This is a genomic window from Planococcus salinarum (assembly GCF_007004625.1).
Taxonomy (GTDB): Bacteria; Bacillota; Bacilli; order Bacillales_A; family Planococcaceae; genus Planococcus; species Planococcus salinarum.
On the sequence record NZ_ML660049.1, the window covers coordinates 144,896 to 160,503 of the forward strand.

Here is a 15,608-nt window from a genome sequence, read left to right on the forward strand (position 1 = left end):
AGCGCGCTCTTGAAAAATGTCAATACTCCTGGAAAGAAATCTCATTGCAAATTGTCTCACGGAGCTTGTTTATTGGGCAGCGCTGCGGAAGCCGTGATCACGGGCTTCCTGTTCAGAGCAGAACCACTCTTCCGGATTTGTCTGTTCGTACGAATGGCTGTCCGGCAAGTGATAGATTTTATCTCCATTGCGGGTAATGTTTCCTTTGATGTCGCAATCGCCAGTTTCCGTTTCTTCTATTCCATCGCTGTCGAAGCCGCGGTCCGTGGCGTAATTTTCAAACTCCCAAATACCCAGGCGCTGTTCTTTGGCCTGCCGTTCCGCATTTTCAAACTCCTCAAGATAACGAGTATTGGGAGGGAAGATGTATGCAACACGCGCATGGCCAGCTTCAAGCAGCTGTTCCTGTATACTTTCCCCGTCGACATACAGATACGCCAGCAGGCGGCCGTAATCATCAACGCGTTCACCGACGTCAAATTCGATTGTTACATCACCGGATTTGATCAGCTGCCGATTTGCCTCTGTGGCTTCAGGGCCAAGTGGCTGTTCACCGAAGCGGGGATGGCTGTTCACCGAAGCGGGGATGGTTGGTCTCCGGAGTATCGATTAAAAGGTACCTGACGGTGGTTTTCTCGCCATCGTAAAGAATCCTGATGGTATCGCCGTCTATGACGGAAAGCACCTCCACTGGCACCTGGTTGCTGTTTCCGCCCGTATCTATGGAATCGGCAAGGCCGCATCCGGCTGTCAGGAGTGCAAGGAGAAAAACTGTTGCTAGTTTCAAAGAAATCGCCTCTTTCGTGTTCTCATTATATTTTGATGGGACGCGGCTTGCAATCGAAAACACGTTCGGGTAATTTGAAGTGAGGGGTGATCATATGCGTTTGACCTTATCCTTTGAATACGATTTCGACAGCGCTCTCGTGCGCATGTCGAAGGATCCGCTGAATGCAATCAATCTGGCCGGGAAAAGTGTGCAGGTCCCAATGGCAGCCGGAAATCTTGTGACTGTAAGAGCCCTTGGCACGAAAAAAGAACCGGTTTTTGAGATAAGCGGTGCAGAAGAGGAACAGCACCAGGCCATCATGGAAATCTTTCATTTCCATCAATCATTGGACCCCGTTCACGAACATTTTGAGGGTACGTCATTAGCGGATCTGTTTGAGAAACACCGGGGCACTCCGATTGTCCGGGAATTTTCTTTGTACGCAGCTTTGATGAAAAGCATCATCCATCAGCAATTGAATATGGCATTTGCCCATACATTGACGAGCCGTTTCGTTAAAACCTACGGCCATGAAAAGTCAGGAGTGTGGTTTTATCCCTCTCCGGAAAATATAGCTTAAAGGGATCCGCAGGAATTTCGGGAAATGCAGTTCAGTACCCGCAAAGCTGAGTATATTATCGGCCTGTCGCAGGCGATCGCTAAGGGCAGGCTCGATCTGGAAGGCATGCGGTTTAAAGAGGATGACGAAATCAGGGCGGAGCTTGTGGCGTACCGTGGAATCGGAACATGGACTGCTGAAAATTTTCTGCTGTTCGGTCTTGGCCGCCCGAATTTGTTTCCAATAGCGGATATCGGGCTGCAGAATGCTTTGAAAATACAGTGGGCTATGGACTTGAAACCGAAAGTTGAAGAAATCCTTCCACATCTCCCCGGTTGGTCCCCCTATCTGTCCTATGTTTCTTTATATCTCTGGAGAAGCATCGAACAATAAAGGGACAACAAAACGCCTTTCTCAATAGTTGCATTGAAAAAGGCGTTTTTATGTAAGCATAGGACAGGAAACGATTACGCTTTTCACTTACAGCGATGACTCCACTTCCTGGATGTGATGGTCATAATAGAGGAAGGCTTCCTCTTCAACATCTTCGAGCTTTTCTTTATTCAAACCGATTTCCAGTTGTCCGGTAAATACTGGTTCCCACCAATTTGTATTTTCTTTCATAAATTATGCCCCTCCTTTAAATTCTTCCTGATGTAATTGTTTGACTATTCTATACCCTTGAGGGTTACACTTATAAACAACAGATACGAAAATAAGCCTTTTGGCCTTAAAGGGAGAGATGGTTCGTGATTTCAATTGGAATTATAGGTGCTGGAATTGTAGGAGAGCGTATTATCAAACAAATCCAAGAGGAGGATGGCGTTGAAATAGTGGCGGTATTTGATGAAAATTCAAAGCGCCTGCAGGATTTGCAGAATGATTATGGCGTGCCGGCTGCTGCCACACTTGATGAAATCCTCTATTCAAAAGCTGATTGGGTATATATTGGCACTCCGCCTGCTTCGCATGCGGAAATTGCCAGCTTGGCTGCAGACGCAGGGATCAACATTTTGAGTGAAAAGCCACTTGCACATAATGCGGAAGCCGGGGAAAGAATGGTCAAAGCAGTAACGGAAAACCGGGTTCGTTCGGCGATGCACTTTCCGCTGATGTACAGCGCGGCGGTGCATGAAATGGCCAAGCTTGCAAAAACGGGCAGTATCGGCGATATCGCCAGAGTCGAATTGCAAACAGTTTTCCCCACCTGGCCGCGTCCCTGGCAACAGACCCCATGGATCGGTTCCAGGCTTGAAGGAGGCTTTATCCGAGAAGTTTTTCCGCATTACCTTCAATTGATCGAGCGGATTTTCGGAGGGATATCAATAGCAGCGCATCAGGTCACATACCCCGAACAACCGGATTTGTGTGAAACGGGCTTACTGGCCCACGGGATGGTAAATGAAACGATTCCTTTGCTGTTAACCGGACTCAGTGGAGTCGGCCAGAAAGAGTTGCTTCAATTTAAGATTATTGGAAGCAAAGGGGTTTTGACTTTGGAGAATTGGTCGCAGTTGTTTATCACCAAGGAGCAGGGGGAAAGAATACAGTTAACGGATTTTTCCGAGGTGCCAAGTCTATTTGAGGAAATGAAAGCGATGTCGACCGCACTTGTCCCGTTTGAAGAGGGGTTGAGCATCCAGCGGCTTATCGATCAGTTGATAACAGAATAAACCAATATTACAGGAGGCTACTATATGAATTTTACTGCCAATGACGTTGAACGCATGATCCAGGAACAACGGAATTTCTATTTTACTGGTGCAACGCGCTCTTCAGAATTCCGAAAAGCGCAACTTGAAAACCTGAAACAATCCATCGTGGCCAATGAAGAAATCATTATTGACGCACTAGAGCGCGATTTGGGCAAAAGTGAATTTGAAGCCTATGGAACGGAAGTCGGTTTTGTACTCGACAGCATCGGACACATGCAAAAAAACCTTGATGAATGGATGGAACCGGAAAAGGTTAAAACACCTTTGCATCTGCAGCCATCGAAAAGTTTTGTTATCCGTGAGCCATATGGTTCGGTTTTGGTCATCGGCCCATTCAACTACCCATTCCAGCTGGTAATGGAACCTTTAATCGGCGCTATTATAGGAGGCAATTGCTCGATCGTCAAACCTTCGGAAACAACTCCGCATGTGGCACGGGCCATACGGATTATTTTGGAAGAAGCATTCCCCACATACTATGTGCGGGTTGTGGAGGGTGAGCGCGAAGAAGTGACCGCGTTGATCCATGCGTCATTTGACTATATTTTCTTCACAGGCAGCGTAAAAGTCGGGAAAGTCGTTATGAAAGCGGCTTCGGAAAGGCTGACACCGATCACGTTGGAACTGGGAGGCAAAAGCCCTGCCATTGTCGATCAGACAGCGGATATCGACCTGGCCGTCAAACGGATTGCCTGGGGCAAGCTGATGAATACGGGCCAGACTTGCGTTGCGCCTGATTATGTCTGCGTCCACGAATCGGTCAAAGAAGAATTCATCAAAAAATTGAAAAAGACTATCAATAGTTTTTATGGAAAAAATGCCCAGGCAAGTCCCGATTATGGGCGGATTGTTTCCACTTCCCATTTTGACCGCCTGGCGGAAATTATTGATTCAGAATCCGGCAACATTATCTACGGTGGAAATACCGACCGTTCGAATCTTTATATCGAGCCGACGGTGCTGGATAACATCAACTGGAACAGCCCTTCGATGGAAGATGAAATTTTTGGGCCGATTTTGCCGATCATTACGTACCAGGATCTGCCACTTCTTCTGCGCCAGATTCGCCAGCTTCCAAAACCATTGTCAGCATATATTTTCTCGGAAAATGAACGTGCAATTGACTTTTTCCTTGAAGAACTGCCGTTTGGCGGAGGCTGCATAAATGATACCGTATCTCATGTTGGCAGCGCCTACCTGCCGTTTGGTGGAGTAGGTCCATCCGGCATGAATTCCTATCATGGCAAGTCGAGTTTCGAAACCTTCACCCATGCTAAATCGATTCTGAAAAAATCGACGAAAATTTCAACAAACGTTCTGTTTCCTCCGTATAAGAACAAAGTGAAATACGTCAGGGGATTATTGAAATAATCAGTGCATCACAGATTGAGGAAAGATGAATTTTCCAAATTAAAAAGGGGCCAGCCGGCCCCTTTTTATATTTTTGGCAGCAAAACTTCTGCCGTCGTCCCTTTGCCGGCTTTGCTTGACAATTTTATGGATCCACCGTGATCCTGAATGATTTTCTGTGAAATAAGAAGACCCAGCCCGGTTCCGTTTTCTTTGGTTGTGTAAAACGGTTCGAAAATCCTGCTCAGACTTTCCGGGGACATGCCGATGCCGCTGTCGGAAATTTTTATGGAGACCGTTTTACAGTCCGCAGTGGAGATTGCCAGGCTGATAGTTCCTTGGGAATGAATCGCTTCGGCCGAATTCTTAAAGAGATTGATGAAAACCTGTTTTAAGGAATGTTCTTCCCCCGAAAGAGTATAATCCTCTTCACCGGTCCACTCTTCTTTGAAAACGATTCCTTTCAAATTGAATTCGGAACTGAACAGCAACGTTAAATTGCCGATCAGCTTTCTCAAACTGAAGTTCCTAACAACTGGTGCCTGTGGTTTGGCGAGCACAAGAAATTCACTGATGATCAAATTGATCCGTTCAAGTTCCGAGTGGATAAGCTGGGTATATTGCGGATATGGATGTTCGGGATCCTGTTGCATGATCTGCATAAATCCGGATATGACCGTCATGGGATTCCTGATTTCATGTGCAACTCCGGCTGCTATTTCTCCGGCAAGCTTCAACTTTTCACTTTGCAGCAGCAATTGCTCAGATTCTTTCTGGTAGCTGATGTCCCGCGAAATGACCGAAGTGGCGATGACTTCTTGATTCCGGTCCAAAATAGGGGATAGCGTAATCTGTGCGTGAAATTTTGTGCCGTCTTTTTTCATATCGACCGTATCAAGTAAAGTGAAGCTTTTGCCTTTCAACAATTCAAGGGCCTGCAGTTCGGCCACTTCCTCTTTTTCTTTCGGGTAAGGTTTTATTTTAGTGCCGAATGAATCTTCGGCCGACCAGCCATACAGTTTCTCGAATGCCGGGTTGATTGTAATCACCCGATTTTCTTTATCAAACACTGCCATCGCGTCCTTGGCGGTTTCAAAAAATAATTGAAGATAACCTTCCCGGGAAATGAGCGCTTCTTCCATCGACTTGTTCCTTTCCTGCAATTGCTGCCATAGTCTGCTGAAATAGAAGGTGTGGGAAAAAGTGAACAGCAAGACGATGATCAGGAATGTGAAAATGGACAGATGATTATATTGCTGGGACGGCATGCGTTCCAATTGGCCGAAAAAGAAAACCAAAATAAGCACTTCCAGCAATGTGGCAATACTTAACATTGCCATTGGGCGAAATTCGCTGAGAAGGGCCGCGGTAAGCAACGGCAACGAGAAGTAGACCAATGTCACCGCCGACAATGATTCAATATTCAAGATGAACATATAAATGTTCATCGCATACAATAGTAGAAAGCGAAGGGCCGTAACCCCAAAGCGCCGTTTCAGCAGCCATAGCGTCACATAAACAAAAAGTCCAAAGACTGGTGCATAGACTGCGGCATTGAAAGTGAAAATGGTATTCAGGGCAATATGCAAAAGACTGGAAAATCCGAAAATTTGTAGGAATAACGTGTTTTTCTGGCTGTTTGCATTCGAATGTTTCATCATACACCTCTGGCTTTTCATGGATTCATTAATAATACTACAGTCAGGACTGTGCGAAAACGCCTGATTTTGATATGATTAACCTATTAAGGGGGCATCATGTATGACATATCAGTGGAATTCTAAAGAAACGATTGGACTTTTGGGTGAATTGGCAGCAATCCCGAGCCCTTCCGGTTATACAATGGAAATTATGGACACGATAAAAAAAATGATGACCAGTTGGAATATCGATCATATTACAACGAATAAAGGCGGAGTCATCGCAACCATTCGAGGTGAGAACGATGAACGGCATCGTTTATTGACAGCACATGTGGATACACTCGGTGCAATGGTCAAAGAAATCAAACCATCCGGACGGCTGAAACTGTCTCTGGTGGGCGGTTTTAAATTCAACGCTATTGAAGGTGAAAATTGCCTTATACATACGTCTTCCGGAAAGATCCTGTCCGGCACCATCCTGCTTCATCAAACAACGGTGCATGTATACAAGGATGCCGGAACAGCTGAGCGCAATGCGGATAATGTTGAAGTCAGAATTGATGAAAAAGCGTTTTCAGAGGATGCGGTTAGGGAACTTGGTATTGAGGTGGGCGATTTTATATCATTCGATCCAAGGTTTACGACCACAAAATCCGGGTTTGTGAAATCCCGGCATTTGGATGATAAGGCCAGCACGGCTCTGTTGCTCGAATTGATGAAACATCTCAGCGGCTCTTCAGAAAAACTGCCATACACAACACATTTCTATATTTCCAATAATGAAGAAATCGGCTATGGCGGCAATTCCAATATTCCGGCGCAGACGGAAGAATATATCGCAGTGGATATGGGAGCGATCGGAGACGGCCAGACTTCCGATGAATACACGGTTTCCATATGTGCCAAAGATTCGAGTGGCCCTTATCATTACGGTTTGACGCGCCACTTGATTGATTTGGCCAAGAACAATAAAATTGAACATAAAGTGGATATATATCCATATTACGGGTCGGACGCATCGGCAGCGATGAGTGCAGGCTATGACGTGAAACATGCATTATTTGGTCCCGGGATAGAAGCATCACATTCCTACGAACGGACTCATACAGATTCATTGAAAGCCTCGGCAGCATTGCTTTATGCTTATGTAATGTCACCGTTGGTTTCCTGATTAGGAGGATTTTCATGAATAGCAGGGAGTTACTCGAAAATATTCCTTATAAATTGGTTTCAGGCGAACTGCCTGAACAAATAGAACACATCACGATGGATTCGAGGGATGCCGTACCGGGCTCATTGTTTGTTTGCATAGAAGGCTATACGGTAGACGGCCATGATTTTGCCGAACAGGCAACGAAATGTGGCGCGACACTGATTCTTTCTGAAAAGCCGGTGGATGTCGAAGGACCGGCGGTGTTGATTGTGGAAGACACGGTCCGTGCATTAGGGCTGTTGGCGTCCAAATTTTACAGCTATCCGTCAAAGGATATTCAGATGATTGGCGTTACCGGGACCAACGGCAAGACAAGCGTTGCCGGAATGCTTCATTCCATGCTTATGCAATTGGGCGAAAAATCGGCTTTGACGGGTACCATCGGCTTTAATCTGAATGGGGAGATGCATCCTTCCGCAAATACGACGAGCGATGCATTAACGACCCAAAAAATGATATCACGTGCGAAAGAAGCGGCGTGCTCCCATATGACGATGGAAGTTTCATCGCATGGGCTTGTTCTCGGCCGCCTGGCGGGGGTTGAGTTCAATACGGCCATTTTTACGAACCTGACCCATGACCATCTCGATTTTCACGGAACGATGGAAGAGTATGGCCATGCCAAGGGCCTGCTGTTTGCGCAGCTCGGCCAGGATCTTCATGAGAAGAAACGCGCTGTCCTGAATGCGGATGATCCGTGGTCTGAACAGTTCGCCAAAATGACTTCCCACCCAATCTTCACTTATGGCATCGAAAAACCGGCTCAATTCAAAGCGGATGAAATCGCGATGGATCAATCGGGCACTTCATTCCGGTTGGTATGCCCTGAAGGGGAGTTTCGCGTTTCCATGAAATTGCTGGGCCACTTCAATGTGTCCAATGCATTGGCGGCAATCACAGCCTTGTACGCAGAGGGATTTAGTCTGAAAGCGGTCCTTACTGCATTGGCTGCAATTGAACCTGTGCAGGGGCGCATGCAGAAAGTGGCGATAGAGGCTCCTGTAACTGTCTTCATCGATTATGCCCATACTCCGGACGCCATTGAAAAAGCTTTGGCTGCAGTAGCCGGATTCAAAAAGAATAAGATTATCTTCCTTGTCGGCACCGGCGGCAACAGAGATAAATCGAAACGGCCGAACATGGCAAGGAAGGCGTCGGTTGCCGACTACGTGGTTCTGACAACGGATGATCCGAGAGACGAACCGTATGAGAGCATCCTGAAAGATTTGGAGGCCGGAATTGCCCATGCAAACTATGCCTGTATCGGCGATCGCGAAGAAGCTGTTAAACATGCGGTCCAGCAGTCTGAACCAGGAGATATTATTATTCTGGCCGGAAAAGGGCATGAAGATTATCAAATTATCGGGAACACCAAATACCCGCACAGCGACCAGGAAATTGCGAAGCAGGAAGTGTTGAAAAAGTATAGTTAAAAGAGGCCGTGAGCGGCTTCTTTTTTATGATTTCAGATTTCAGGAAGACTTATTTTCGCAAGTCCTTCTCTTTGTACAGTCTCCAGCCCCTCGAGTCGCTGCGGTTTTGACCTTCATGGCAGAGGACGCCATGGCGGCCAAACCCTCCAGCGCTTGTCGCGGCTAAATGGGCGCTTGCGCATTTCTTGATTGTCCAGACTCCAGCGCCCAGCCCCTCGAGTCGCTTCGGTTTTGACCTTCATGGCAGAGGACGCCATGAAGGCCAAACCCTCCAGCGCTTGTCGCGGCTAGACGGGCGCTTGCGCATTTCTTAGATAAAATTTCTTGTTTTTTCACATTTCCTTCTCTAATATGAAGAGAGTAGATTAAAGGAGCGTAAAACATGTCAGTCGAAATTAAAAATGAAATTGAAAATAGAAGAACTTTTGCAATCATTTCCCACCCTGATGCCGGTAAAACCACTTTGACAGAGAAACTGCTGCTGTTCGGTGGAGCCATCCGGGATGCCGGGACTGTCAAAGGGAAAAAGAGCGGAAAGTTTGCGACATCCGATTGGATGGAAATCGAAAAACAACGGGGAATCTCAGTCACTTCATCCGTCATGCAATTTGATTACGATGGCCACCGTGTCAACATCCTCGACACACCTGGACACCAGGATTTCAGTGAAGATACTTACCGCACCTTAATGGCCGTGGACAGCGCGGTCATGATTATTGATGTTGCAAAAGGGATAGAAGCACAAACTGTCAAATTGTTTAAAGTTTGTAAAATGCGCGGCATTCCGATTTTTACATTCATCAACAAAATGGACCGCCAGGGGAAAGAGCCGCTGGAATTGATGGAAGAACTTGAAGAAGTCCTTGGAATCCAGTCATACGCCATGAACTGGCCGATCGGCATGGGAAAAGAATTCCTCGGCATTTATGATCGTTTCAACAAGCGGGTCGAACCTTTCCGCAGTGAAGGCGACCGGTTCCTGCCAATAGATGAAGACGGTGAACTGGCTGTAGACCATGACATGAAGAAGTCTTCCTATTACACGCAGGCAATGGAAGATATTCAATTGTTGAATGAAGCAGGCAATGACTTTTCGATCGACCGTATAAAAAGAGGGGAATTGACTCCGGTATTCTTCGGCAGCGCACTGGCCAACTTCGGAGTCCAGACTTTCCTGGAAACGTACCTGCAATTTGCACCGTCACCGCAACCGAGAATGACGCAGGAAGAAGACATCGTCGATCCCGTGGAAACACCATTCTCAGGCTTTGTCTTTAAAATCCAGGCCAATATGAATCCTGCCCATCGTGACCGCATTGCATTCGTCCGGATTGTGTCAGGCAAATTCGAAAAAGGGATGAATGTCACTCTTTCGCGTACCGGAAAGTCATTCCGGCTTTCCCAAACGACCCAATTCCTGGCGGATGACCGTGAAATGGTGGCAGAAGCAGTAGCCGGTGATATTATCGGATTGCATGATGTCGGTAACTACCAAATCGGGGATACGATTACGAGTGGTAAAAAATTCCAATTCGAAAACCTGCCGCAGTTCACCCCTGAATTGTTTATGAAAGTTACAGCCAAAAACGTAATGAAGCAAAAGCACTTCCATAAAGGAATTCTTCAGCTCGTGCAGGAAGGCGCCATCCAGTATTACAAAACGCTTCATATGGAAGAAGTAATTCTTGGAGCGGTTGGGCAATTGCAGTTCGAAGTTTTCGAGCACCGGATGAAGAACGAATACAATGTGGATGTCCGGATGGAGCCGATCGGTTCCAAAATCGCGCGGTGGATTGAAAATGAGGAAGATGTGAAAGAATCCATGTCCAGCAGCCGTTCGATGCTGGTAAAAGACCGTTTCGACAATCTTGTATTCCTGTTTGAAAATGAATTCGCAACCCGTTGGTTCCAGGACAAAAACCCGGGTATCCGGTTGTACAGTTTGTTATAAAATCCTTTCGGATGACCTTGTAATTAGGTAAATCATGTTTTTTCCAGAACCTGTCTTGTGACAGGTTTTTTGTATTTTAGAAATAAACAGGCTGGAGAATTCTGTTCTCATTTTGTTTCATTTCTGTTACAAACCAAAGGTTAAAGTTTGCGGTAGGAGAAAGTTTTTCATATGATAAAAGAACGAAGTAACAGAGAGGGTTTGACATAATGAAGTTGAGTGATTTTTCAATAAAAAGACCGGTATTAACGATAGTGACGATGTTTTTGGTCATTATTTTGGGGGCAATTTCATTTCTAAGGATCCCGGTTACTTTAATACCTGAGTTGAACCCACCCATCGGGGTAGTGGTCACTACTTATAATGGCGCAAGTCCGACCGAGGTTAATGAAAAAGTGACGAAACCGCTGGAGGCTAACCTTTCCACATTGCCCGGAATCGAATCTATTCAGTCCACCTCCCAGGAGGGATCGAACTTCATTCTTCTTGAATTTGACTGGTCCACCGAAATTGATGATGTCCAGAGTGACATACTTCAACGGATTGACCAGACTTTCCTTCCGGATGATGCTGGAACTCCTCAATTTCTGAAATTCGATCCTTCCCAATTTCCGATACTGCAGCTATCGCTGCGTGCCACCGACCCGAATGTTGACATTCGGGTGCTGGCAGAAGAGCTGGAAACCGAATTGCTGCAGACAGAAGGCGTGGCAAATGTAAATATTTCCGGAACTTTAATAGAAGAAATACTGATATCACTGGATCAGGAGCTGTTGGAGGAAAACGGCCTGCAGCAATCGGACATCGTTCAGGTGATCCAGGGCAGCAATATTTCCCTGCCCGGTGAACCGATCGAGAGTGAAGACGGCCGAAACCTCACCACCCGGATTCTCAGTACATTGACTGGTCCCGAAGAAATAGCAGATCTTGTGGTCACGGTTGATCCACTTGATGGCGAGAATCTGACTATAGGTGATGTGGCGGAAGTCACGTTAGGGGAACGGGAGCGCAGCAGTGAGACGAGAGCCAACCAGGAGCCGGCCGTGCTGCTTGCGGCATTGCAGGAATCCGGTGCAAATACAGCCGATGTGTCCACAGCTTTCCAGGAACGATTGAACGAATTACTGGAAGAAGAGAGATTCAGTTCGGTGGAAGCGGACATTCTTTTTGACCAGGGGGATTATGTGAAGCTGGCTGTCGGAAATATCGGTCAAACGCTGATTTTTGGTGGTATTTTCGCAATGCTTGTCCTGTTTTTCTTCCTGCGTGGAGTGAAAAGTCCAGTCATTATCGGAATTGCCATTCCTTATTCCGTCATCGTTACCTTTGTTTTGATGTATTTTGCTGATTTTGCATTAAACATCCTGACACTAGGTGCGCTGGCCTTGGGAATCGGCATGCTCGTCGACAACGCCATAGTCGTTATCGAAAATATTGAACGTCATCTGGCAATGGGCAAAACGTCGAAAAAAGCCGCCTCTGATGGATCAAAAGAAGTGGCGGGGGCTATTACGGCTTCAACTCTAACGACAATTGCAGTTTTCGTGCCGGTCATATTCATCTCCGGTCTGATTGGTGAAATATTCTTCGAGTTCGCCCTGACAATCTCTTTCAGTTTGTTTGCATCACTGGCGGTTGCACTGACAGTCATTCCGATGCTTGCATCACGTATGCTGAGAAAGCCTAAGGGCAATATTGAAGCACGCAACCGGCGATCGAAGGGTCTTAAGAATTTTGAGAGATCCATCAGGTGGGCATTGCGCCACAGGATCCTTGTATTATTGACCACATTGTTGTTCCTGATAATTGGGGCGTTTGGTGTATCGCAGGTGGGTACAGAATTTCTGCCTGCTACGGATGAAGGTTTCGTCAGCGTCTCGGTGGAACTTGACAACGGGGCATCCAGATCGGCCACTGACGAAGTCGTTACAATGATTGAAGAAGAGCTTGAAGCCGAGGAAGAAGTGGATGTCTACGTCAGTCTAGTGGGTACTTCCCAGCAGGGCCAGGCCCAGGGGGCTCCGGAATCAAACGTAGCTGAAATTTACATCAAACTTGTGTCATTGGATGAGCGGGACCGGTCAGTGTTCGAGTTTGTCGATGATATACAGCCTGAAATTATTAAAAAAGTCGGTGACCGTGCTGAAATCGGATTTAATCTCCAGACGGCTGCCGGTTCAACACCGAACACATTATCGTTTACCGTGACCGATACAGATCCGGTCAGGCTTGAAGAAGCCATTGAAAAAATCAGTGATTCTCTGAGCAGTTTACCGTCCGTTACGGAACTGACGAACGACCGGAATGAAACGATCGATGAAATCCAGATGACGATTGACCGGGAGGCAGCCACGGAATACGGCATGGCCCCTGTACAGATTGCTCAGACGGTAAACAATATTACGAGGGGCGTCCAGGCGACCCAGTTGATCACCGAACAGGATGAGGTCCTTGGTGTATTTGTTGAAATTGATGAAGAGTATCGTGACAGCTTTGACAATCTTCAAAACCTCAGCCTGCGGACGCCTTCCGGAACTTTTGTGGAGCTCCAGGAATTGGCAGATATCGAAATTGCCCAGGGCCCGGCAAGCATACAGCGGGTGGACCAGGCAGGAAGCGTGGCTTTCACCCTGCAGCATCAGTCGGATGTCACGATGGGGGAAATGTCAGCCGATGTTGACGCCGCGCTTGAAGAATTGAATCTCGACGAAGGAACGATGATCACATTTGGGGGAGACCGGGAGCTGTTTGACAACGCAATCAACGATATGGTCCTTGCGGTTATGTTGGCAGTGGTTCTTGTCTATATGGTTATGGCGGCTCAATTCGAATCATTCAAATACCCGTTCGTCATCATGTTCACTGTTCCTTTGATGGTCATAGGTGTAGCAATCGCTTTGTTCGTCACGCAGACGCCAATAAGCATTACAGCCGTTATTGGTATATTGGTGCTCGTGGGAATTGTGGTCAATAACGGGATTGTCCTGGTCGATTACATCAACAAGCGAAAGGAAAGCGGAATGGGATCATTCGATGCAATCATCACGTCGGTACGTGACAGGATGCGCCCGATTTTGATGACCGCACTGACGACAATTCTCGGCTTGTCACCTTTGGCAGTCGGGATTGGAGAAGGAACGGAAATAAACCAGCCGATGGGGATAGCCGTAATCGGTGGTCTGATCAGTTCGACTTTCCTGACTTTATATGTTGTTCCAATTGTCTACAGTCTTTTCGATAAAGAGACACGATCGATGAATAAAAAGTGAGCCAAGAGTCAGCCGAAGGAATTTCGGAGGACTCTTTACGACGAAGCTAGCGTAGCGATGCAGGAGCACAGGCTCTTGCATGATCGCTCGCTTTTTATTTTTAAGTTTTTTATTGGAATATTTAGTATAATTAAGAATGACAGCGAAAATTAGCAGGAAAAATCGAAATTGCACAGACTTTCATGTTTTTACATGCATCTAAAATGGGAGGAATCAGTTGTGAGAGAAGCAGTATTTACAGGATTTCCAGGTTTTATAGCCAGTCAGCTGATCCGTAAATCAATAAGGCAGGATCGGGATACAGGAGTAACTGCTATAATTTTGGCTTCAGAGCGGGAGAAAGCGGAAAAGGAAGCTCTGCGGATTCAACAGGAGGCCGGATGTCGTCCCATCCGCCTGATCGAAGGCGATATCACCAAGCCGGGACTTGGACTTGAACCGGAAGACAATCTGCACCTGCAAAACAAAACCATCATTTTTTGGCACCTGGCAGCAATTTATGATCTTGCGGTACCGCGTGGTTTGGCCTGGAAGGTCAATGTAGAGGGCACCGAATCAGTGAACACGTTCGTATCCGTCCTCCCGGCACTGGAGCGGTATATGTATTTCAGCACGGCGTATGTTGCAGGGAGTCGCGAAGGTGTTTTGCGGGAAGATGAATTGATCCGGCCGGATCAATTCAAAAACTTTTACGAAGAAACGAAGTTCGAAGCGGAAGTGCTGGTTGAAAAGATGAAAAAAGACCATCCGGTAACGATAATCCGTCCAGGAATTGTGCGCGGCCATTCCCAAACGGGGGAAACGATAAAATTTGACGGGCCATATTTTTTCCTTAATATGATCGATAAGATGCGGCGACTGCCGGTTATCCCTTATATTGGAAAATCGAGCTCTTATATTAATGTGGTACCGATCGATTATATATTGGAGGCTTCCATCTATTTAAGCACCCTGAAAGCAGCCGAAGGAGAAACCGTGCATTTGACGGATCCCAACCCGCACCCTGTTGAGGAGGTTTACCGATCGATGGTTTATCATCTGGCAGGAAAAGTGCCAAAGGGGCGGTTGCCGAAAAAGATGGCTGCGGCCAGCCTGGAGCTTAAACCGGTCCGAAAAATACTGGGTGTTGAAATGGAAACCTTGGATTACATGGATTGGCCGGCTTCTTTTGACACCTCCAATGCCGAGCGGCTGTTGGCGGGTAGCGGCATTGAATGTGCAGATTTCCTTGACAGCATGCCGCAGATGGTAGCTTTTTACCAATTGCACAAAAAGGATCGGAATTACCACATTCCGATCAGTTGAAATATCTGCAATTTGATAAAGAGAGACTGCACTGCCAATACAACTGGCTGCCCTTTGAACTATCATAAATGCAGTCAGTTTAGTGAAACCATTGCCTTTAAGGAGGCAATGGTTTTTTCCTGGCGAAAAAGCATAATGAAACCAATGATATTTCTTCTTCTTTTTTCTGCAGAAATATATATATTTCCGTTTGTCAATTTAAGCTAGACAGATCGACTCCATTCAGGTGACTCAAAAATGCTTCCAGAGGTGTACGATAATCCAGCGACTTCCGTGGGATGTTATTTCGTTTGTCGGCCACCGTAGAAACGAACGGTTGATCCACCTGGTTGAAGTCCATTTCCTTTGGCAGACCGTCTTTTCGAAGGAGACCATTGGAATTTTCATTCAAGGCACGCTGG

12 protein-coding genes and 1 pseudogene are annotated in these 15,608 nt (G+C 46.6%); 8 read left to right on the forward strand and 5 right to left on the reverse strand.

Annotated elements, in window-relative coordinates; genetic code table 11:
- Nucleotides 1–69 precede the first annotated feature (69 nt).
- Entirely contained in the window at nucleotides 70–576 is a 507-nt protein-coding gene (locus DIJ65_RS00680) for a thermonuclease family protein (RefSeq protein ID WP_230321276.1), read from the reverse strand.
- A complete protein-coding gene (locus DIJ65_RS16450; RefSeq protein WP_230321275.1) occupies nucleotides 551–787 on the reverse strand; it encodes a thermonuclease family protein in 237 nt (78 codons plus the stop codon). Before DIJ65_RS16450 ends, DIJ65_RS00680 begins: the two co-directional genes overlap by 26 nt.
- Before the next feature lie 94 nt (nucleotides 788–881).
- Between DIJ65_RS16450 and DIJ65_RS00685 the strand changes: the two are divergent.
- Nucleotides 882–1,721: pseudogene (locus DIJ65_RS00685) on the forward strand (DNA-3-methyladenine glycosylase family protein).
- 87 nt (nucleotides 1,722–1,808) lie between these two features.
- Here DIJ65_RS00685 and DIJ65_RS16175 read toward each other — a convergent pair.
- On the reverse strand, nucleotides 1,809–1,952 hold the full coding sequence (locus tag DIJ65_RS16175; protein WP_185959459.1) for a hypothetical protein: 144 nt from the start codon (nucleotides 1,950–1,952) through the stop codon (nucleotides 1,809–1,811).
- Nucleotides 1,953–2,077: 125 nt separating this feature from the next.
- Here DIJ65_RS16175 and DIJ65_RS00690 point away from each other — a divergent pair, with 125 nt between their 5' ends.
- Both DIJ65_RS00690 and DIJ65_RS00695 read left to right on the forward strand, forming a co-directional pair.
- On the forward strand, nucleotides 2,078–3,001 hold the full coding sequence (locus DIJ65_RS00690; protein ID WP_117299674.1) for a Gfo/Idh/MocA family protein: 924 nt from the start codon (nucleotides 2,078–2,080) through the stop codon (nucleotides 2,999–3,001).
- Nucleotides 3,002–3,025: 24 nt separating this feature from the next.
- Complete coding sequence (locus DIJ65_RS00695; protein ID WP_117299673.1) at nucleotides 3,026–4,414, forward strand: aldehyde dehydrogenase; 1,389 nt, start codon at nucleotides 3,026–3,028, stop codon at nucleotides 4,412–4,414.
- Between the two features lie 65 nt (nucleotides 4,415–4,479).
- Here the strand turns inward: DIJ65_RS00695 and DIJ65_RS00700 are convergent, their stop codons facing one another.
- Nucleotides 4,480–6,051: an ATP-binding protein gene (locus tag DIJ65_RS00700; protein WP_117299671.1), complete on the reverse strand. Its 1,572-nt coding sequence runs from the start codon at nucleotides 6,049–6,051 to the stop codon at nucleotides 4,480–4,482.
- 103 nt (nucleotides 6,052–6,154) lie between these two features.
- On the opposite strand from DIJ65_RS00700, the gene DIJ65_RS00705 reads away from it, so the two are divergent.
- The 5 genes from DIJ65_RS00705 (at nucleotide 6,155) to DIJ65_RS00725 (ending at nucleotide 15,207) form a co-directional block, all read left to right on the forward strand.
- Nucleotides 6,155–7,207, forward strand: a complete 1,053-nt coding sequence (locus tag DIJ65_RS00705) for a M42 family metallopeptidase (RefSeq protein WP_117299669.1) — start codon at nucleotides 6,155–6,157, stop codon at nucleotides 7,205–7,207.
- A gap of 14 nt (nucleotides 7,208–7,221) precedes the next feature.
- Nucleotides 7,222–8,682 (forward strand): UDP-N-acetylmuramoyl-L-alanyl-D-glutamate--2,6-diaminopimelate ligase, encoded by a 1,461-nt coding sequence (locus tag DIJ65_RS00710; RefSeq protein ID WP_117299667.1) that lies wholly within the window; start codon nucleotides 7,222–7,224, stop codon nucleotides 8,680–8,682.
- Nucleotides 8,683–9,064: 382 nt separating this feature from the next.
- Entirely contained in the window at nucleotides 9,065–10,633 is a 1,569-nt protein-coding gene (locus DIJ65_RS00715; RefSeq protein ID WP_117299666.1) for a peptide chain release factor 3, read from the forward strand.
- A gap of 209 nt (nucleotides 10,634–10,842) precedes the next feature.
- Nucleotides 10,843–13,902 (forward strand): efflux RND transporter permease subunit, encoded by a 3,060-nt coding sequence (locus DIJ65_RS00720; protein ID WP_117299664.1) that lies wholly within the window; start codon nucleotides 10,843–10,845, stop codon nucleotides 13,900–13,902.
- 219 nt (nucleotides 13,903–14,121) lie between these two features.
- Nucleotides 14,122–15,207: an SDR family oxidoreductase gene (locus DIJ65_RS00725; RefSeq protein ID WP_117299662.1), complete on the forward strand. Its 1,086-nt coding sequence runs from the start codon at nucleotides 14,122–14,124 to the stop codon at nucleotides 15,205–15,207.
- A gap of 193 nt (nucleotides 15,208–15,400) precedes the next feature.
- On the opposite strand, the gene DIJ65_RS00730 is transcribed toward DIJ65_RS00725, so the two are convergent.
- The coding region (locus DIJ65_RS00730) for a transposase (protein ID WP_391527587.1) at nucleotides 15,401–15,608 on the reverse strand (208 nt) is incomplete at its 5' end.